This is a genomic window from Mycobacterium sp. 1245852.3 (assembly GCF_001669335.1).
GTDB lineage: Bacteria > Actinomycetota > Actinomycetes > Mycobacteriales > Mycobacteriaceae > Mycobacterium > Mycobacterium europaeum_A.
Window position 1 is genome coordinate 1 of record NZ_LZLL01000051.1, and the last position, 18576, is coordinate 18576.

Consider the following 18576-nt stretch of genomic DNA (forward strand, 5'->3'; position numbering starts at 1 on the left):
ACTGTGCCGTCCTTTTCGTAGTGATACACCGGGCCGCCGCCCCCGGGCGGGCCGTTCCATCCGGCCCCGCCGCCCGGTTGGTGACACCGGCGGCGCGCTAACGGTGCCAAGCGGTGTCCGCCCCAATCATGCTCTCGCGCAGGGCTATTGGGGCGGTCACCGCCTAACGGGCTGTTGTCCTTAGTTGCGCGGCAGGGTGAGCCGGAATCGGGCGCCGCCCTCGTGGGGCAGGCACACCAGGTCGCCGCCGTGGGCGCGCGCCAGCGCCCGCGCGATCGCCAGGCCCAGCCCGGCGCCGCCGTGATCGCGGGCGCGACCGGCGTCCAGGCGCACCAGCCGCTCGAAGATGTTGTCCCGCTGGTCATCCGGGATGCCCGGCCCGGTGTCGGTGACGGTCACCTCCGCGAGGCCCTCGTCGGCGCGAAGGTCGACGGTGATGGCTCCGCCGGCCGGCGTATACCGGCGTGCGTTGTCGAGCAGGTTGGACACGATCTGGGACAGGCGGGTCGCGTCGGCGTTGAGGCTCAGCGTGGCCAAACCGGTGCGGCTGACGCTGATCTGCGGTGCCAGCATGGCGGCGCGATCGGCTTCCCCATCGAGGACGGCGGCCACGTCGACGTCATGCAGCTCGAGCGCGAGCCCGGCGTCGATGCGGCTCAGGTCCAGCATGTCGGAGACGAGTCGTCCGGCGCGGCGCGCGTCGGAGAGCAGCAGGCTCGCCCGACGGTATTGCCCGTCGTCTTGATGTTGCGAGGCGCCGTGCGCGAGTTGTTCGGCGGCGACCTGGATGCCGGCGATCGGGGTGCGCAATTCGTGGGCGGCGTCGACGAGAAAGCGCCGGGTTGCGGACTCGGCGCGTTGCGCGGTGTCGGCGGCGTGCCGGGCGCGGCGCTCGGAGGTTTCCAGGGCATCCAGCATACCGTCGAAAGCCCTTGCGGCGCGACCTAATTCGGTGTCGGTGCGGTCCGGATGCAGTCGGCGGCCGCGGTCCCCGGTGGTGATGGCGTTGGCCAGCGCGGTGAGCCGGTCCAGCGGGCGCAGCGCCGCCCGGCTGACCGCAACCAGTAACAGCGCCGCAAGCAGCAGGGTCGCCAAGCCCGCCCCGATCATCAGGGCGCGCAGCTGATGCGCGACCTGGGTGGTCTGCGTGGTGTCGGCGACCAGGATCACCCGGCTCCCGTCGGGCAGCGGGTGCACGACGGCCGTCGCGGTGGCATCCGGCGGCGGGCCGGGCGGCGGTGGAAGTGCGTACGGCGGTGGCGGATACGGCGGAGGTGGCGGATACGGCGGTGGATAGGCCGGCGGCGGATACAGCGGGGGTGGTTCGACTTCGCCGTCACTGAGCTCCGGGCTGATCCCGCGGTCACCGTAGGAGCTGCCGTTGGCCGTGACGACGAGCGCCCGGATCCCGCCGCCGTTGAGTTCGGCGGCAAGCAGATCCGGTGAGGTGCGCGCGGCGCTCAACGCGTCGGCGCGCGATGTCGCGGCCAGCAGCCGGTCGTGCAGATTGCGCTGTGCCAGAACGCCCATGGTGAAGTCGATGGTGACGCCGAGCACCACCAGCAGGCCCGCCAGCAGCGCGAGCACCACCAGCGTCACCCGACGTTGCAGCGACGGCGTCGGTGTCCTCGAGGCGGCCGTCATGACCGCTCGGCCCGCAGGCGGTAGCCGATGCCGCGCACGGTATGCAGGATCCGCGGCCCGTGCGCCTCCAGCTTGCGCCGCAGCCCGCTGACATGGACCTGCACCAGGTTGGGGTCGTAGGCGTCGTAGCCCCACACCCCGTTCAGAATCTGGCCTGCGCTGACGATCCGGCCGCGCTGCTCCACCAGGAAAGACAGCACCCGCAACTCGGTTGCCGTCAGATCCAGCGGGTGGCCGCCGCGCGCCGCCACACCGGCACCGAGGTCCAGCGTGACGTCGCCCACCTGAATCACCTGGGACAGCCGTCCGCGCCGGCGTAGCACCGCGCCGACCCGCGACACCAGCTCGGCCAGCTCGAACGGCTTGATGACGTAGTCGTCGGCGCCGCCGTCGAGTCCGCGTAGCCGATCCGGCAGCCCGTCGCGGGCCGTGATCAAGACGATCCCGACGTCACCCCATTCCCGAATCACGTCGATCAGTTCGAACCCGTCGCGTCCCGGCAGCATCACGTCGAGCACCACCAGGTCGGGCCGCATTCCGTCGAGAACCTCTTCCAGGCCGTCACCGTCGCGGCGGGCATCGGTGTGATAGCCCACCTCGGTCAGCGCCTCGCTGACCATCTCCCGGATGGTCTCGGAGTCCTCGACGACCAGCACCCGCGGCGTGCCGAAGCTGAACCGGCCGGCCGCGCGCAGGCAATCCGTCATTCCTCCATTGTCGGTGCCGGTGCTGAAACGAACCTGAGGGCGCTGCCCACTGTGACGAGCCGTTCATCGGGCGGCCGAATTCTTCAGATCCATTTCAGCCCCGGCTCTTAACGTCCGTGGCATGACCACGAACGACGACATCAACACCAATGCACCCGCACCGCCGCCGGTCGCCGAGCCGGCATTAGAGCGACGCCGCTACCCCACCGGCGTGGTGATCGGCGCCGGGGTGGCGGGGGCGCTGCTCGGCGCGGTCGGCACCGTCGCGGCGATCGCGTTCGCCTGGATAGTCAGCGTCGGACCACCCCCGCCGCCGCTCGGGCCGCCGCCGATGCTGGCGGCGCCGTTCCACGGGCCGCCGCCTCCCCCGATGGGTGGACCCGGGCCGGGTGGTTTCGGCTTTGTTCCGCCGCCCGGCCCGCCGGGACCCCCGCGAGGCTTCTGGCCACCACCCCCGGGCGAGGGCTTCCCGACGCCGGCCGCGCCGACACCGTCCGCCGCGCCGCATCCCTGACCAACAATGACTCGCTTCGGTCGCCGTCACGATGCCTTCGTGACGGCGACCGGCGGCGTCGGCCCGGTAGCGTCTCGAGTGAACCAGCTCGACGATCCGGGAGAGCCGCATGACATCGGACAACAGCGGAGCCCGCCGGTTTCCCACCGGTGTCGCCGCTCTGGCCGGGCGGCTGCTGCGGTCGCGCCGCCTCATGCGCGCGCCGATCTGGATCTACAAGGCCCGCGCGGGCGCGCTGTTCGGCTCACGCATCGTGCTGCTCGAACACATCGGCCGCAAGTCGGGCATGCCGCGCTATGCGGCGTTGGAGATCGTCGACCACTCGTCGCCCGGCACCTACGTGGTCGCCTCTGGCTTCGGCCGAAAAGCCCAGTGGTTCCGCAACATTGAAGCCAACCCCCGGGTGCGGGTCTACGCCGGCAGCCACCCGCCCAGGACCGCTACCGCGCGGGTGATGACCACACCCGAGGCCGATAACACCTTGGCCGCCTACCGATCCCGCCATCCCAAGGCGTGGGCGCGAATGCGCCCGGTGCTCGAGCAGACGCTCGGCGTGCCGATCACCGACACCGACACCCCGCTGCCGCTGGTCGAGTTGCGCCTCGATTAGCTCTGGTCGGGCCCCTTGATCGTCATCGCGGCGACCAACGCCAAAAACAGCGCGGCCGGAACACCGTTGACGACCTTGTCGCGCACCCGGACGTGCGCGCCCACCGCCAACACGAAGTACAACGTCAGCATCGCCGTCGTCAGCCGCGCCAGGGTGGGAAAACGGTTGACCGACAGCAATCCGACGGCGGCGGCCGCCTTCACCGCGGGCAACACGGGCCGGACGTTCTCCGGCAGGCCCACGTCATCGAGCACCTTCTTGATCGGGGCCACCTGGACGCCGCACAGTACCGCGTCGACGGCGTGGAAGGCGCCCAGCGCCGCATAGGTCTTCGGGGAAGTCAACGCACTCATGCCGCAATCCTAGGGAGTCAGCTCCCCAGGCGAGCCATCCGCGGGCTTGCTGGCGATTGCCTCGGCCTTGGCCACGGCTTGAGCGACCGAGGGATCGGTTTCGGCGGAGAACCAGTCCGCGACCTCTGCGTCGTCGCCGTCAGTGGCATGCCTGGGAGCATCGTCAACCGGAGAAGGCTCGAACCGGAATACGCCGTCCTCGCCCGGCGAGCCAAGCAGCCGCGTGAACCCTTGCAACGCGGCGCTGAAATCGCTGGGCACCACCCACACCTTGTTCGCGTCGCCGCGCGCCATTTCGGGCAGCGTCTGCAAGTACTGGTAGGCCAACATTTCCGGAGTGGGACGGCCGGCCTTGATCGCGGCGAACGTCTTCTCAATGGCCTTGGCCTGCCCCTGGGCCCTCAGGTAGGCGGCCGCTCGCTCACCCTGCGCGCGCAGTACCCGCGACTGGCGGTCGGCTTCCGCAGTCAGGATCGCGGCCTGCTTGGCGCCTTCGGCGGCAAGGATTTGCGCAGCCTTTTGTCCCTCAGCCTGCATGATCGCCGCTTGCCGGGTGCCTTCGGCGGTCAGGATCATCGCGCGCTTCTCGCGGTCGGCCTTCATCTGCTTCTCCATCGACGCCTGAATCGATGGAGGCGGGTCGATGCTGCGCAATTCGACCCGCGCGACCCGCAGACCCCAGCGGTTGGTCGCCTCGTCGAGCACGCCGCGCAGCTGCCCGTTGATCTGGTCGCGCGACGTCAACGTCTGCTCCAACGTCATGCCGCCGACGACGTTGCGCAGCGTGGTGGTGGTGAGCTGCTCGACGCCGACGATGTAGTTGCTGATCTCGTAGACGGCCGCCTGGGGCACGGTGACCTGGAAGTAGACCACGGTGTCGATGTTCAGCGTCAGGTTGTCCTCGGTGATCACCGGCTGCGGCGGGAACGACACCACCCGCTCACGCAGATCCACCCGGGCGCGGACCCGATCGATGAACGGCACCAGCAACGTCAGTTGCCCGCTGACCGTGCGGCTGTATCGGCCCAGCCGTTCGATCACCGCCGCCTCCGCCTGGGGTATCAGCGCCACCGACTTGGCCACCACGACGATCGCGAAGATCACCAGGACGGCCAGCAGCACCAATCCAGCCACTGCACCTTGCATCGGACTTCCTCTCTCTACCAGTCGTCGGCAGCGTCGTCTCGCCGCTACAGACTGCTCCTGAAGACCACCGCCGTCGCGCCGTCGATCTGCATGACGGTGACCGGCTCACCGGGTTCGTAGACGTCGGCGTCGTCGAGCGGGCGCGCGGACCACACTTGGCCGTCGAGCTTGACCTGACCCTCGTCGCGCGCGACCCGCTCGAGCACCAGCGCGGTTTTGCCCTGCAGCGCCTCGATTCCCAACCGCGGCGCCCCGGCCGGCGTCAGCCGCCGCTTCAGCGGCGGACGAACCACCACCAGCAGCAATACCGAGACCACCAGGAACACCGCGCCGTTCGCCCAGACCGGAAAGTCGGTCACCCAACTGGTTAGCGCCGCGGCCAGCGCGCCGCCACCGAGCATCACCAAAAACAAATGGCCGGTGAGCGCCTCCGCACCGGCCAGCACCAGCGCGAATATTAGCCAAAGCACCGCGGCGTGCATGCGGCAAGAATACGCGTGATCCGCCTTTGCCGGGCAAAACAACTACACTGCGTTCTCGTGTGGTGTCCCAGTGTTTCGCTGTCCCTGTGGGCCAATGCGTGGCTCGCCGGAAAGGCCGCGCCCGACGACGTCCTGGACGCGTTATCCGTTTGGGCGCCAAAGCAATCGGTGACCGCGTATGATGCGGTCGCCGCGGGCCACACCGGGCTGCCCTGGCCCGACGTACACGACGCCGGAACGGTCACGCTGCTGCAGACATTGCGGGCCGCGATCGGCCGGCCGACACCGGCGTCCGACGGCGCCGGGTTGATGCGCGGATCGATCAACGTGGTTTTGCCGGTGCCGGGCGACGTCCGCGGGCTGGCCCCCGGAACGCAGTTCGAGCGGGACGCGCTGGCGGCCGGCGAGGCGGTCATCATCGCCAATCCCCGCAATCCCGCCACCGCGGTCGGCCTGGTGCCCGAGTTCTCCTATGAGGACGACGAGGACATGCCCGACGACTATGAGACGCGGCTGGCCGAATTGTGCGCGCTGACGTGGACCGTGTACTCGCTGCCCGGCGCGCCGGTGCTGGACCATTACGAGCTCGGCGACGCCGAGTACACGCTGCGGTCGGCGGTGCGCTCGGCCGCGGACGCGCTGGGCGCCATCGGGCTGGGGGCCGCGGCGTCCGACGTCGACGACCCGCGCGGCCTCGTCGAGCAACTCTTGGAATCCGCACGGCAACACCGCATTCCCGACCACGCGCCGACGCGCGCGCTGCGGGTGCTGGAGAACGCCGCCCATGTCGACGCCATCATCGCGGTCAGCGCGGGGCTGAGCCGATCCGACTCTCCGGACCGGTTCACCGCGCCCGTCGCTGCGGGCCTGGAACCCGTGGGAACGCAATCCTCTTCGGAGGCCCGCATCGCCAGCGACGCGCTGCGACCGCTCACCGCGGTGGTGCGTTCGGCGCGGATGGCGGCCGTGACCGCGATCCTGCATTCGGCCTGGAGCGATTAACCGTTTCTAGCGGCCGGCCGCGCAATGCGGTGGGCGGCAGGGCGCGCCGTTGACGCTGGCGAGGCAACCGGGGACCGGGTCGGGCCCGGTCACCCTCTCGGGCGCCCGGCCGTACCGCAATTCGTCGATCAGATCCGCGGCCATCCGCGCGAAACGCGGGTGGGCGTTGGGCGTCGACGCCCGCACCAGCGCCACGCCCGCCGCCTCGGCCTGGGCTGCCAACTCGTTGTCCAGGTCCCACACCACCTCGATGTGGTCGGCCACGAACCCGATCGGGCAGATGATGACGGCCTTGGTCCCGGTCTGCGCCAGGGTGGCCAGGTGGTCGGCGACGTCGGGCTCCAGCCATGGCACCTGGGGCGGTCCCGACCGCGACTGCCACGCCAGGTCGTAGTCGGAATACCCGGCGGCGGTCGCCACAAGGCTTGCGGCATAGGCGACTTGGCGGCTGTACAGCCGGGGACCCAGGCGGTCGTCGGCGGCCACCGGGATGGAATGCGCGGTGAACACCAGTCGAGCGCCGGCCTGTTGCTCGGGGGTCAGCGCACCCGACGCCGCGCCGATGGTGTCGGCGAAGATCCGCACGAACCGCGGGTGGTCGAAGTACGGCCGCAGCTTGACCAATTCGGGCGCATCCGGCCCGGCCGCCTCGCGCGCGCGGGCGATGTCCTCGACGTATTGCGTGCAACTGGAGTAGCCGCTCCACGCCGAGGTGGTGAACACCACGGCCCGACGAATTCCATTGTCGCGCATGGTCGCGACGGTGTCCTCGACGTAGGGCTCCCAGTTGCGGTTGCCGAAATAGACCGGCAGGTCCAGGCCGCGGTCGTGCAGCTCGGCTTCCAGTTGGGCGACCAGCGCGCGATTGATGTTGTTGATCGGCGAGACGCCGCCGAAATGCAGGTAGTGCTCGGCGACGTCATCGAGGCGTTCCGGTGGCACGTTGCGGCCCCGGGTGACGTTCTCCAGGAACGGCCGAACCTGCTCGGGGCCTTCCGGCCCACCGAAGGACAGCAGCAGGACGGCGTCGAATTCCATTACCGTCTACAGCAATTGGGTGCTTGCGCCGCCGTCGGCGTAGATGATGGTTCCGGTCGTCGCCGGCAGCCAGTCCGAGAGCAGCGCGCACACCGTCTTGGCGACCGGGGTCGGGTCCTTCATGTTCCAGCCGATGGGTGCGCGCTGGTCCCAGCCCTCTTCGAGCAGCTGCATCTGCGCACCGGCCTCCTCGCCGAGCGCCCCGCCGACGATCGCGCTCATCGCCAGCGTCCGGATCGGGCCCGCGGCAACGAGATTCGAGCGCACACCGAACTTACCCGCCTCGCGCGCCACGAATCGGTTGACCGATTCCAGCGCGCTCTTGGCCACCGTCATCCAGTTGTACGCCGGCATCGCCCGGCTGGGGTCGAAGTCCATACCCACGATCGAGCCGCCGGGATTCATGATCGGCAACGTCGCCTTGGCCAGCGAGGCGTACGAATACGCCGAGATGTGAATGCCTTTCGAGACATCTTCGTAGGGCGCGTCGAAGAACGGGTTGATGCCCATCCCGGTCTGCGGCATGAAACCGATCGAGTGCACCACCCCGTCGAGCTTGTTGCCCTCACCGATCTCGGCGGTCACCCGCTCGGCGAGCGAGTCCAAGTGCTCCTGGTTCTGCACGTCGAGTTCGATCAGCGGCGCCTTCTCCGGCAGCCGGTCGGCGATGCGCTGGATCAGGCGCAACCGGTCGAACCCGGTCAGCACCAACTGCGCCCCGGCCTCCTGGGCTGCCTTGGCGATGTGAAACGCAATCGACGAATCGGTGATGATTCCCGAGATCAGAATCCGTTTGCCGTCGAGCAGTCCTGCCATGTCCGTCCTTAATGTCGTGGTTGAAGTCAGTGGCCCATGCCCATGCCGCCGTCCACGGGGATGACCGCGCCGGCGATGTAGCTGGCGTCCTCGGACGCCAGGAAGCTGACCGCGCCGGCGACCTCCTCGGCGGTGCCGACCCGCTTGGCCGGGATGAAGTCCAGCGCACCCTCCTGGATCCGCTCGTCGAGGGCGCGGGTCATCTCGGTGTCGATGTATCCCGGCGCCACCACATTCGCAGTCACGTTGGCCTTGGACAGCTCCCGCGAGATCGAGCGGGCCATGCCGATCAGGCCGGCCTTGGCGGCCGCGTAGTTCGCCTGGTTGCCGATGCCCCAGCTGCCCGACACCGACCCGATGAAGATGATCCGGCCGAAACGCTTGCGCTGCATGCTGCGTGAGGCGCGCTGGGCTACCCGGAAGGCCCCGGTGAGGTTGGCGTTGATGACCTCCTCGAACCGCTCCTCGGTCATCCGGATCAGGAACGCGTCCTTGGATATGCCGGCGTTGGACACCAGCACCTCGACCGGGCCCTGGTGCTCCTCGACCTCTTTGAAGGCGCGGTCGACCGCTTCGTTGTCGGTGACGTCGCACACGACGCCGAACAACCCCTCGGGCGCCCCGGATCCGCGGTGCGTGACGGCCACCTTGTGGCCGTCGGCGGCGAGCCGCTGCGCGATCGCCAGTCCGATCCCCCGGTTTCCGCCGGTGACCAGGACTGAACGGGATACGAATGCCGGTTTGCCGCCGTTGGTGGCGGCCTTGGGGGTGTTTTCGGTGGCTGCGTCAGTCACCCGGCCAACTTATCGCCTCGGCTTACAAGGACCGAAATCTCCCCCTGTTATGACCGCGAGCGTAAGCGGGCTGCGATTTTCGGACCGGGTTTCCGCAGTGGGCTTACGCTCGCGAAGCTCTGTCAGTGCCGCGACGCAAACTTCCGCCATGACGGGCATTACCGGTCCCTTCCTGGGCAGCGAAGCCCTAGCTGCCGGCGAAGTGACTCCCCATGAGCTGCGCAGCCGGTATACAGCGCTGCACAAGGACGTGTACGTGGCTACAGACCTCGCGCTGACGGCGGCGTTGCGCGCGAAGGCCTGCTGGCTGCGGTCGCGACGTCGCGGCATAATCGCCGGCTTTTCCGCCTCCGCGCTGCACGGCTCGAAGTGGATCGACCCGGCGTTACCCGCCGAGATCATCGACACCAACCGCTGGCCAGTCGCGGGCGTGCACGTTTGGGAAGAGCGGATCGAGGCCGACGAGATCACCGTCATCGACGGCATACGAGTCACCACACCGGCGCGAACGGCACTCGATCTGGCCAGGCGATGCCGCCTGGGTGTCGCGGTCGCCGCGGTCGATGCCCTCGTGCAGGCGACCGATCTGAAGATGGCCGATGTCGAGCTGTTGGTCGGGCGGTATCGGGGACGTCGAGGCATGAAGGCCGCTCGCGCCGCCCTCGAACTCGTCGACGGTGGGGCGCAATCCCCCAAGGAGACCTGGCTGCGTCTCCTATTGATTGCGGCGGGCTTTCCCGCTCCCCAGACGCAGATTTGTGTCCGCAACGAATGGGGTTGGGCCGAGGCCTATTTGGATATGGGTTGGGAGGACATCAAGGTAGCCGTGGAGTACGACGGCGACCAGCATCGAACGAGTCGCTACCAGTACGTCAAGGACATCCGCCGGCTGGAGACGATCGAACGTTACGGCTGGATCGTGATCCGGGTGATCGCCGAGGATCATCCCGACGACATCATCCGCCGGGTGCGCGCAGCCCGCGCTTCGCGAGCGTAAGCCGACTGTGGAAATTCGGGCCGAAATTCACAGTGTGCTTACGCTCGCGGGTCAAAGGGGGCTCGCGGGTCAAAGGGGCCGCGCACAGACGCTAGGTCGGCAGGCGCCGGTTGATCAGCAACGCCGCCAGCGCCGCGAGCGCCAGCACCAGCGCGCCCAACCGCACCCAGCCCACGCTGGCGTCGCCCTTGATCGTCTCGTAGCCGATCTGCTGCTGCAGCGTCGCGTAGACCGATTTCAGTTCCTGCAATGACGCAGCGCTGTAGGCATTTCCGCCCGAGAGCTGGGCCACCTTCTTCAGCGTCTCGTCGTCGACGGGCACCGGCTGGCGCTGGTCGTTGATCTCGACGAACCCGTACGGGGTGCCGAAGGAGATGGTCGAGATCGGCACGCCCTGGTCCTTGGCCGTGCGCGCCGCGGTGAAGGCGCCCTTCGGATTGTCCGGGTTGGTCGGCATCGTCTCCTTGCCGTCGGAGAACAACACGATGCGCGCCGGGGGCGGTTTGTCGCCGCCGCCGATCACCGCGCCGACCGTCGCGATGGCCTGCAGCGCGGTGAAGATGCCCTCGCCGGTGGCGGTGCGGTCGGCGAACTGCAGCTTGTCCAGCGCCGCCTTGGTGGATTCCCGGTTGGTCGTCGGCGAGACCAGCACCGTGGCGGTCCCCGCATAGGCGATCAGCCCGAGGTTGATGCCCGGCGTCAGCTCGTCGGCGAACTGCTTGGCGGCCTCCTGCGCGGCCGCCATCCGGTTGGGCGCGACATCGGTGGCGCGCATGGACTGCGAGACGTCGATGACCAGCATCACCACCGCGCGGTTGCGGGGAATCCGAACGTCGTTGGTGGGGCCGGCCATTGCGATGGTGAACAGCACCAGCGAGGCCACCAGCAGGATCGCCGGAACGTGGCGCCACGTTGAAGGCCGTTTGGGCGCAACGCTTTCCAGCAGCTCCATGTTGGCGAACCGCAGCATGCGCCGCTGGCGCGCCAGCTGCATCAGGATGTAGAGCGCGGCCAGCCCGAAGACGACCAGCAGGAACAGAAAGAACCACGAATGTTCGAAGCCCGACAACGACATCGGGCCCAGTAGCGGCAGTGTCACTGCCGCCCTGCCAATGCACCGCGCCGGCGGGATTCGACGAACCGCACGATGTCGGCGATCCAGTCACGGTCGGTACGCAGCGTCAGTATCGGGGCCCCGCAGCTGCGGATCGTGCGCGCCACGTCGGCGCGGTGCGCCGCGGCGGCCTTGGCGAAATCGTCACGCAGCTGCGCGTCGATGGTGAACTCGCGGGTGACGCCGGACTCGGCGTCCTGCAGCACCACGTCGCCGATGTCGGGCAGCTCGACGTCACGCGGGTCGAGCACCTCGATGGCCAGCACCTCATGGCGGGCGGCGACCGCTCGCAGCGGGCGCATCCAGTTGATCGGCCCGAGGAAGTCGCTGATGATCACCGCCATGCCGCGGCGGCGTTCCGGCCGGCGCAGGGCGTCGATCGCGGTCGCCAGATCGCCGCGCACCCCGACGGGCGCGCGCGGCGTGGTGGCGATGGTGCGCAACAGCGTCTGCTCGTGCTGACGTCCGGAGCGGGCCGGCACCCGGGTGATCTTGGCGCCGGTGGAGACGATCGCGCCCAGCCGGTTGCCGCCCCCGCTGTTGAGGAAGGTGATCGCGGCGGCCGCCGCCACCGCGAGGTCGCGCTTCTCGCAGCCCACGGTCCCGAAGTCCAGGCTGGCCGACATGTCGACCACCAGCCAGGTTTCCAGCTCCCGGTCGGCGATCATCTGCCGCACGTGCGGGTGCGTCGTGCGCGCGGTGACGGCCCAGTCCATCCGGCGGACGTCGTCGCCGGGCTGATACTCGCGCGACTCCCCCGGCTCCGAGCCCGGCCCCGGGATCAGGCCGAGGTGATCACCGTGCAGCACACCGTCGAGCTTGCGTTTGACGGTGAGCTCGAGGGTGCGCAGCGCCGCCGACAGCTTCGGGTCATCGATCTGACCCCGCTGCATCGACGGCGGATGCACCACCGCCCGCCTGTTGGGATCGGTCACCGACCGCTGGCCGCGCCGGCGGGTTGCATCACCGGGGGCACCGAATGACCTTGCTGCGGAACGGCATTCACCTGAGGTAGGGCCACCGTCTGCAGCACCCGGTTGATGACGATCTCCGGCGAGATCTCGTCGGCGAGCGCGTCATAGGTGAGCACCAGCCGGTGGCGCAGCACGTCGGGAATGACGTCGACGACGTCTTGCGGGATCACGTAGTCGCGGCCGCGGACTAGGGCCAGCGATCGGGACGCGGCGATGATGCCCAGCGACGCGCGCGGCGACGCCCCGAACGAGATCCACGTCTTGACGTCGTTCATGCCGAGCTGTTCGGGGTGGCGGGTGGCCGTCACGACGCGCACCACGTAGTCCACCAGGGCGTGGTGGACGAAGACGTTGGCCGCGATGTCCTGCAGCCGCAACAGGTCGCCGGTGTTGAGGATCTGCTTGGGCTCCGGCGGGCGCACGCCCATCCGGTAGATGATCTCCCGCTCCTCCTCCGGCGAGGGGTAGCCGACGTTGATCTTGAACAGGAAGCGGTCGCGCTGGGCTTCGGGCAGCGGGTAGACGCCCTCGTGCTCGATCGGGTTCTGCGTCGCCATCACCAGGAACGGGTTGGGCAGCGCGAAGGTCTTGCCGCCGATCGACACGTGGCGTTCCTGCATGACCTCTAGCAGCGCCGACTGCACCTTGGCCGGCGCACGGTTGATCTCGTCGGCGAGCAGGAAGTTGACCACCACCGGGCCGAGCTCGGTGTCGAACTCCTCCTTGCCCTGGCGGTAGATGCGGGTACCGATGATGTCGGTGGGCACCAGGTCCGGCGTGAACTGGATGCGCGCGAACGTCCCGCCGACCACCTTGGCGAAGGTCTCGACGGCCAGCGTCTTGGCCACGCCGGGCACACCCTCGAGCAGCACGTGCCCCTTGGACAACAGGCCGACTAGCATGCGCTCCACCAGCTGGTCCTGGCCGACGATGATGCGTTTGACCTCGAAGATGGCACGTTCCAGGGTCTGCACCTCGGCGGCCAGTCCGTTACCGCCGCCGGTCGGCGCTTCGTGAGCCGGGCCGGATTGCCCGCCCGGGCCCGAGTAACCGCTGGCGCCTGGCGGCGGCCCACCTGCTGCTGTCATGAAGAACCCTCCACGTTCCATCGGACACGACTGCCGGGCAGCGACGTGCCCGCGTCCAACTATTCCAGCACCGCCGGATTCCGTCGACGCTCGCCCAGCTGATGGGGCGCCGGCACCGCTGATCAGTACTCGATGATCCTAGTCAGGAACGGTGTCATGCCGGGCTTTCGAACCGGGCTGACCGTAACCTTGGCGGCGCTGCCCGACGCCTCCAGCATCTGGCCATTGCCCAGGTACATGGTGACGTGCTGGCTGCCGCCCGGGCCGTAGAAGATCAGGTCGCCGCGCCTGGCCTGATCCGGCGGGATGTGGCGCCCGGCGTTGTATTGGTCACCGGAGAACCGCGGGATCAGCACGCCGACCCCGGCGAAGCCGTAGCGCATCAGGCCCGAGCAGTCGAAGCCGGTGATGTTGGCGCCGTCGCCGACGCCCTTGCTGGGGCCGTCCAGCGAGCCGCCGCCCCACGAGTAGGGCACGCCCATCTGCGAGCCCATCCGCTTGATCACGTACTCGATGGCCTGCCGGCCGTAGACCCGCGGGATCTTGCCGCCGGGGTTGGAGGGCGTGGCGGCGGCGGCCGGGGCGGGATCGCCCAGGATGTTGATCCCGAGCCCGCCGAGAAATTGCTTGCCCAGGTCCATCGTGGTCTGGGTGGCCTGCGCGGTGGCCTGCAGCGACGCGTTGGCGACGGCCAGCGGATCGCCCGGGGCGCCGGCGCTGATCTGGGCCGGCAACGTGGGGTCCCACTGGCCGGGGTCGGCGACGGCAAGCGGAGCCGGGGCGGCCACAGACAACATCAGCCCGGACACCACAGCGGTGATCCAGGCGAGGTTGATGAAACGAAATGGATTGCGGCGCATGGCTGTCCGTTCAGTGCTCACTCGATCACCACTCGATGTACCGGACCACGTAGGGCGTCATGCCGCTGGTGCGCACCGGGGCGACGCGGACCTTCAACCCGATGTCGGGGGCCTCGAGCATCTGGCCGTCGCCCAGGTAGATCGTGACGTGCTGGCTGCCGCCCGGGCCGTAGAAGATGACGTCGCCGCGGCGCATCTGGGAGGACGGGATCTTGCGACCCAGGTTGTACTGCGAGCCCGAGTAGTGCGGCAGCTTGATGCCCACCCCCGCGAACGAGTACAGCACCAGACCCGAACAGTCGAAGCCGGTGATGCCGGCCCCGGAGTCGATGCCCTTGCTCGGGCCGGCCGCGTTGCCGCCACCCCAGGAGTAGGGCACGCCGATCTGCGACATGCCGCGCCGGATCACGTATTCGGTGGCCTGCCGGCCGTAGACGCGCGGGATGCGTGCGCCGACCCCACCGGGCGCGGCGTTGGTGATGCCGGTGTCGTCGGGCTTGAGGATGCCCATCTGCTGCAGGAAGTTGCGGCCCAGCCCGGCGGTCACCTGAGTCGAGGTGGCCGAGATGCCGAGCACCTGGTTGATCACCGCGATCGGGTCGCCGGGGACGTTGGCGCTCGGGATCATCGGCAGGGTCGGGTCCCAGGCGCCGTCCCACCGGCGGCCCCCGGCCGACGGCGCCGGCGCGCCCGGCGACCCGGTCTCCCACCGGTCACCCGACGCCGACGGGCCGGGCCCGCCCGCCCCGGCGGACCACTGCCGCGCCGCCTCACGCTTGGCCGCCTCCAGCTTGACCTGAGCCTGATCCCGTTCGGCCGCAAGGCGAATGATGTCCTCGCGTTGCTGGTCGAACTTCTGCTTGGAGTTGGTCAGCGCCGCCACGGCGGCGTCCTGGCTCGACTTGGCGTCGGCGGCGGCCTTGTCGGCGTTCTGCTTGGCCAGCCGCGCCGCCGACTCCTTGTTCACCTGCTCGGTGCGGGCCTGCTGCAGCTTGGCCATCACGGTCTGCGAGCTGGTGGTGAGGTTCTTGGCGGCGGCCTCGGTGGCGATGATGTCGTCGGGGCTGGACGCGGTCAGGTAGCTGTTCGACGGGCCATTCATATAGGTGGCCGCGGCGAAGGTGTCGAAGCGGCGCTGCGCGCCGGCGATGGCGATGTTGGCGTCTTTGACCGCCTGCTGGCTGGCCTCGAGGTCGTGCTGGGCGGTGGCCGCGTTGTCCCGCGCGGTCTCCACGTCGACGAGGGCCTTGTTGACGCTTTCCTGTTCGGTCTGGATTTCGGCGCTCAGGTTCTGCAGCCGCTGGTTGGCCTTGGCGACGTTGGCGATGAGGGCGGCGAGGTTGTCGGCGGTGGGGTCGGCCTCCGCGAGGCCCGGCGTGGCGATCAGCAGGGCGAGGCTCAAGACGGAGGGAACGACGGGGCGCACCAGCCTTAAGGCCGGTCGCGCAGAAGACCCCCAGCGTGTGCGTCTCATTCGACTCAGGTCTCCTACGGCTCAACACGACGGGCGGCGCCAGCCACAGGTTCCCCGAAAGGCGCCAAAGACAACACCAGCATCATTTGCACCGTACGTCACACCGATGGGCGTGCAAACGCTCCACCGAAATCGCACTCTCTACGTGCGTTTAATGTGACCGAATGGTGACCTGACTGGTTTGCCGCAGGACACGCCGCGGCTCGCCGAAGGAACCGCGGAAAACGAAGACCGGAAGTTAGACGGTGGTATTGGTGTCGGCGGCGGGGGTTGCCGCGGCGTCGCCCGAGGTTGCTGCGCGCTTACCGCGCACCTGCAGCAACCGGGTGCCGACGGCGGCCGCGAGGACCGCGATCAACAGGAAGATCGTCAGGCCGGTCCAGGGGAACTCGGGCGTGTCGAGCTCGTGCAGGAAATGCTGCGCGGAGACCACCGGATTGCCGGTCTTCGCGTTGTCCTCGCCGGCCTCGAGCGTCACGCGCGCGAACTGGGTGCTGTAGCTCCCGACGTAGCTCGGGCTAAGGGTCAGGACCGTCGCATCGTGATAGTCCGCGCCCACCACCGTCGAGATGTCGCGCAATGGGGTGTCGTTCGGGGGGTTGTGGTCGAGCAGCACGATCTTGAGGTTGATGCCCTCGGCGTGCGCCTGGTTGACCACGTCGAGCAGTCCGGGCATCGCCGCGGGCGGGGCGCTGACTCCGGTGGCGGCGACCTGGGACTTGACCACGTTCATGTCGACGTCCACCGGAATGTAGGCGGGCAGGAACGGAACCGTTTGCGGCAGCGGGCCGACGAACGAATCTTGACCGGTCATGAAGTCCCTCCTGCGGTAGTGCTAGAGGCACCGTACGCGATATTGGTTCGCGCGCCGCGCCGATGGCGGTCGCCCGCGTCCTATCCCGGCACGGATTGGTGCGCACATGGGGTTTAAACGGGCCGCCGCGGCGACAAGACTGAAGTCAGGAGTGCCCTCGTAATGCAGGACAAGCGTACTGTTAAAGTTGGCACGGCACCGCCGACACGGCCCGTCGCGGTGGGAGAACTAAAGACTCTGGGAGTTGAAGTGACTGATTCTGTGAATTCGTTCGGAGCCCGCGACACGCTGCAAGTCGGCGACCAGAGTTACCAGATCTATCGTCTCGACGCCGTCCCCAACACCGAGAAACTGCCCTACAGCCTCAAGGTGCTGGCCGAAAACCTGCTGCGCAACGAGGACGGCAGCAACATCACGAAGGACCACATCGAGGCCATCGCGAACTGGGATCCCAAGGCGGAACCCAGCATTGAGATCCAGTACACGCCCGCCCGCGTGGTGATGCAGGACTTCACCGGGGTGCCGTGCATCGTCGACCTGGCCACCATGCGCGAGGCCATCGGCGACCTCGGCGGCAAACCGGACAAGGTCAACCCGCTCGCCCCCGCCGACCTGGTGATCGACCACTCCGTGATCGCCGACCTGTTCGGCACCGCCGACGCGTTCGAGCGCAACGTCGAGATCGAGTACGAGCGCAACGGCGAGCGCTACCAGTTCCTGCGCTGGGGCCAGGGAGCGTTCCAAGACTTCAAGGTGGTGCCCCCGGGCACCGGAATCGTGCACCAGGTCAACATCGAGTACCTGGCCAGCGTGGTGATGTCGCGCGACGGCGTGGCCTACCCCGACACGTGTGTGGGCACCGACTCGCACACCACGATGGTCAACGGCCTGGGCGTGCTGGGCTGGGGCGTCGGCGGTATCGAGGCCGAGGCCGCGATGCTGGGTCAGCCGGTGTCGATGCTGATCCCGCGAGTGGTCGGCTTCAAGCTGACCGGTGAGATCCAGGCGGGCGTCACCGCCACCGACGTCGTGCTGACCGTCACCGAGATGCTGCGCAAGCACGGCGTCGTCGGCAAGTTCGTCGAGTTCTACGGCAAGGGCGTGTCGGAGGTGCCGCTGGCCAACCGCGCCACGCTGGGCAACATGAGCCCCGAATTCGGTTCCACCGCAGCGATTTTCCCGATCGACGAGGAGACCATCTCCTACCTGAAGTTCACCGGTCGCACCGACGAGCAGCTGGCGCTGGTGGAGGCGTACGCCAAAGAACAGGGCATGTGGCACGACCCCGACCATGAGCCGGTGTTCTCCGAGTACCTCGAGCTCGACCTCTCCACGGTGGTGCCGTCGATCGCCGGGCCCAAGCGCCCGCAGGACCGAATCCAGTTGTCGGAAGCCAAGTCCACGTTCCGCGAGCAGATCCTCAGCTACGTCGACGGCAACGACGCTGGCCAGCAGGGCTATTCGAAACTGGACGAGTCGGTCGAGGAGACCTTCCCGGCCAGCGACCCGGGCGCGGTCTCGAACGGCCACGCGGATGACCGGCCCGTCGTGCAGTCGGCCGCCGCGCACGCCAAGGGCCGGCCGAGCAATCCGGTGCAGGTGCGCTCCGAAGAGCGCGGCGAGTTCGTGCTCGACCACGGCGCGGTGGTGATCGCGGCGATCACGTCGTGCACCAACACCTCTAACCCCGAGGTGATGCTGGGCGCGGCGCTGTTGGCGCGCAATGCCGTTGAGAAGGGACTGGCGTCCAAGCCGTGGGTGAAGACCACCATGGCGCCCGGCTCGCAGGTGGTCAACGACTACTACGACAAGGCCGGCCTGTGGCCGTACCTGGAGAAGCTCGGGTTCTACCTGGTCGGGTACGGGTGCACCACCTGCATCGGCAACTCCGGTCCGCTGCCCGAGGAAATCTCGAAGGCCATCAACGACAACGACCTATCGGTGACCGCGGTGCTCTCGGGGAACCGGAACTTCGAGGGCCGCATCAACCCCGACGTCAAGATGAACTACCTGGCGTCGCCGCCGCTGGTGGTGGCCTACGCGCTGGCCGGCACCATGGACTTCGACTTCGACGAGCAGCCGCTGGGCCAGGACAAGGAGGGCAATGACGTCTTCCTGAAAGACATTTGGCCGTCGCAGAAGGACGTTT

At 68.5% G+C, this 18576-nt stretch carries 19 protein-coding genes; 5 read left to right on the top strand and 14 right to left on the bottom strand.

Annotated elements, in window-relative coordinates:
- Positions 1 to 180: 180 nt before the first annotated feature.
- Both A9W96_RS01925 and A9W96_RS01930 read right to left on the bottom strand, forming a co-directional pair.
- Positions 181 to 1644 (bottom strand): cell wall metabolism sensor histidine kinase WalK, encoded by a 1464-nt coding sequence (locus tag A9W96_RS01925; RefSeq protein WP_067137647.1) that lies wholly within the window; start codon positions 1642 to 1644, stop codon positions 181 to 183.
- The gene (locus A9W96_RS01930; protein WP_066868662.1) at positions 1641 to 2351 is read right to left on the bottom strand and encodes a response regulator transcription factor; all 711 of its coding nucleotides are present in this window, start codon (positions 2349 to 2351) and stop codon (positions 1641 to 1643) included. Before A9W96_RS01930 ends, A9W96_RS01925 begins: the two co-directional genes overlap by 4 nt.
- Before the next feature lie 121 nt (positions 2352 to 2472).
- On the opposite strand from A9W96_RS01930, the gene A9W96_RS01935 reads away from it, so the two are divergent.
- Both A9W96_RS01935 and A9W96_RS01940 read left to right on the top strand, forming a co-directional pair.
- Positions 2473 to 2865, top strand: a complete 393-nt coding sequence (locus A9W96_RS01935; protein WP_066868619.1) for a hypothetical protein — start codon at positions 2473 to 2475, stop codon at positions 2863 to 2865.
- 193 nt (positions 2866 to 3058) lie between these two features.
- Complete coding sequence (locus A9W96_RS01940; RefSeq protein WP_156765088.1) at positions 3059 to 3475, top strand: nitroreductase family deazaflavin-dependent oxidoreductase; 417 nt, start codon at positions 3059 to 3061, stop codon at positions 3473 to 3475.
- Here A9W96_RS01940 and A9W96_RS01945 read toward each other — a convergent pair.
- The 3 genes from A9W96_RS01945 to A9W96_RS01955 are packed head-to-tail and all read right to left on the bottom strand — an operon-like array spanning position 3472 to position 5456.
- A complete protein-coding gene (locus tag A9W96_RS01945) occupies positions 3472 to 3828 on the bottom strand; it encodes a DoxX family protein (protein WP_067018952.1) in 357 nt (118 codons plus the stop codon). The genes A9W96_RS01940 and A9W96_RS01945 overlap by 4 nt on opposite strands.
- A 9-nt stretch (positions 3829 to 3837) precedes the next feature.
- Positions 3838 to 4974, bottom strand: a complete 1137-nt coding sequence (locus A9W96_RS01950; protein WP_066868624.1) for an SPFH domain-containing protein — start codon at positions 4972 to 4974, stop codon at positions 3838 to 3840.
- A gap of 44 nt (positions 4975 to 5018) precedes the next feature.
- On the bottom strand, positions 5019 to 5456 hold the full coding sequence (locus tag A9W96_RS01955) for an NfeD family protein (RefSeq protein ID WP_066868626.1): 438 nt from the start codon (positions 5454 to 5456) through the stop codon (positions 5019 to 5021).
- Positions 5457 to 5513: 57 nt separating this feature from the next.
- Here A9W96_RS01955 and A9W96_RS01960 point away from each other — a divergent pair, with 57 nt between their 5' ends.
- Positions 5514 to 6458, top strand: coding sequence for a hypothetical protein (locus A9W96_RS01960; protein WP_067137652.1), 945 nt, complete (start codon positions 5514 to 5516; stop codon positions 6456 to 6458).
- A gap of 6 nt (positions 6459 to 6464) precedes the next feature.
- On the opposite strand, the gene A9W96_RS01965 is transcribed toward A9W96_RS01960, so the two are convergent.
- From A9W96_RS01965 to fabG1, 3 genes are read right to left on the bottom strand one after another with little or no spacing between them, the layout of a single operon-like run.
- A complete protein-coding gene (locus tag A9W96_RS01965; protein ID WP_067137654.1) occupies positions 6465 to 7496 on the bottom strand; it encodes a ferrochelatase in 1032 nt (343 codons plus the stop codon).
- A 6-nt stretch (positions 7497 to 7502) separates the two neighbouring features.
- The gene (gene inhA, locus A9W96_RS01970) at positions 7503 to 8312 is read right to left on the bottom strand and encodes an NADH-dependent enoyl-ACP reductase InhA (RefSeq protein WP_066868632.1); all 810 of its coding nucleotides are present in this window, start codon (positions 8310 to 8312) and stop codon (positions 7503 to 7505) included.
- Positions 8313 to 8338: 26 nt separating this feature from the next.
- Complete coding sequence (gene fabG1 / locus A9W96_RS01975; protein WP_066868634.1) at positions 8339 to 9106, bottom strand: 3-oxoacyl-ACP reductase FabG1; 768 nt, start codon at positions 9104 to 9106, stop codon at positions 8339 to 8341.
- Positions 9107 to 9263: 157 nt separating this feature from the next.
- Between fabG1 and A9W96_RS01980 the strand changes: the two genes are divergently transcribed.
- Positions 9264 to 10103: a hypothetical protein gene (locus A9W96_RS01980; RefSeq protein WP_066868666.1), complete on the top strand. Its 840-nt coding sequence runs from the start codon at positions 9264 to 9266 to the stop codon at positions 10101 to 10103.
- Positions 10104 to 10194: 91 nt separating this feature from the next.
- On the opposite strand, the gene A9W96_RS01985 is transcribed toward A9W96_RS01980, so the two are convergent.
- The 6 genes from A9W96_RS01985 to A9W96_RS02010 form a co-directional block, all read right to left on the bottom strand.
- Positions 10195 to 11202, bottom strand: a complete 1008-nt coding sequence (locus A9W96_RS01985; protein WP_066868636.1) for a VWA domain-containing protein — start codon at positions 11200 to 11202, stop codon at positions 10195 to 10197.
- Positions 11199 to 12110 (bottom strand): DUF58 domain-containing protein, encoded by a 912-nt coding sequence (locus A9W96_RS01990; protein ID WP_156749064.1) that lies wholly within the window; start codon positions 12108 to 12110, stop codon positions 11199 to 11201. The genes A9W96_RS01985 and A9W96_RS01990 overlap by 4 nt, the downstream gene beginning before the upstream one ends.
- Positions 12111 to 12148: 38 nt before the next feature.
- The gene (locus tag A9W96_RS01995) at positions 12149 to 13279 is read right to left on the bottom strand and encodes a MoxR family ATPase (RefSeq protein WP_066868640.1); all 1131 of its coding nucleotides are present in this window, start codon (positions 13277 to 13279) and stop codon (positions 12149 to 12151) included.
- Positions 13280 to 13401: 122 nt separating this feature from the next.
- A complete protein-coding gene (gene ripB, locus A9W96_RS02000; protein WP_067137656.1) occupies positions 13402 to 14139 on the bottom strand; it encodes an NlpC/P60 family peptidoglycan endopeptidase RipB in 738 nt (245 codons plus the stop codon).
- Between the two features lie 25 nt (positions 14140 to 14164).
- Positions 14165 to 15613, bottom strand: coding sequence for an NlpC/P60 family peptidoglycan endopeptidase RipA (gene ripA / locus A9W96_RS02005; protein WP_066881143.1), 1449 nt, complete (start codon positions 15611 to 15613; stop codon positions 14165 to 14167).
- A 238-nt stretch (positions 15614 to 15851) separates the two neighbouring features.
- On the bottom strand, positions 15852 to 16427 hold the full coding sequence (locus tag A9W96_RS02010) for a DUF6676 family protein (RefSeq protein WP_066868646.1): 576 nt from the start codon (positions 16425 to 16427) through the stop codon (positions 15852 to 15854).
- 249 nt (positions 16428 to 16676) lie between these two features.
- Between A9W96_RS02010 and acnA the strand changes: the two genes are divergently transcribed.
- A partial coding sequence (gene acnA / locus A9W96_RS02015; RefSeq protein ID WP_067137658.1) for an aconitate hydratase AcnA occupies positions 16677 to 18576 on the top strand: 1900 nt, incomplete at its 3' end.